We start from the raw sequence: 723 nt of genomic DNA on the forward strand, positions 1-723 counted from the left end.
GGGTAGGGACAGTGCTACTGTGCGGCATACCGTGAAGTTAACCATTCACACTCCCGCCAGCGCCCTCAATTTTCTGCAATAGGAATGATTGCGCATCGGGTGCAACGCCGGCAAGCGGAATGGTGACTTGACTGGTGCGTGAAAGGACTAAGAGCCAGAAATCGGGATAACGCCGTACCTGTCTGACGGCGGACCAAGGAAGGGTAAAAGCGCCCAGTTCGGATGAAACGCTGAAACCCGAGGCGTCACCTTGCAAACTAGCCTCCGGAGAATGCATTTTCCGGAACTTGCGGAGAGAGCTTCGCAGGGATACCAGGTAGAAGCCTACTGCGAAAGTTGCGCAGAGGATTAGCAGGGTGCCCATGACTCCAACGAACCAGGAACGGTCTCCATGCCACACTAGATAAGCAAGGCTTGTCGCGACGAGTAGCAGAGCCACGACAAAGCGAAGGCCAAACGCACGATGCCAGCTTGCAAGCGCCGCATCTCGAATAACGGCCTCTGTGTACTGTAGCCTGACACTCACTAGCATGGCGGCTAATGTTTGACGTGAGCGAGCGCCGAAGGCGATCCGCTCTCGATGGAATTGTTAACCCTCATCGTCCATCCCTCGCGCTTGCTCGAAATCCTGCTATCAAATTAGGAGAAAATCCAGAGCACTGGATTGCGGTTGCAGCGCTTGAGGCTGAACCGGAGAGCACACTTTTAGACCAGCTAAAGGCC

At 54.9% G+C, this 723-nt stretch carries 2 protein-coding genes; one reads left to right on the plus strand and one right to left on the minus strand.

Annotation, left to right across the window (positions count from 1 at the left end; all coding sequences use genetic code 11):
- Positions 1-37 precede the first annotated feature (37 nt).
- Positions 38-532 carry a YcxB family protein gene (locus tag AC1DWI_RS25310; protein WP_477726203.1) on the minus strand — a complete coding sequence of 165 codons (495 nt, stop codon included), beginning with the start codon at positions 530-532 and terminating at the stop codon, positions 38-40.
- 8 nt (positions 533-540) lie between these two features.
- Here AC1DWI_RS25310 and AC1DWI_RS25315 point away from each other — a divergent pair.
- Positions 541-723, plus strand: a 183-nt coding sequence (locus AC1DWI_RS25315; RefSeq protein WP_477726204.1) for a hypothetical protein, incomplete at its 3' end; no start/stop codon positions are given.

It is taken from the genome of Polaromonas sp. P3_C2, assembly GCF_056402675.1.

Excerpts from the sequence above, each read along its gene's own strand:
- AC1DWI_RS25310 (WP_477726203.1), bottom strand. The coding sequence starts at position 532 with ATGCTAGTGAGTGTCAGGCTACAGTACACAGAGGCCGTTATTCGAGAT.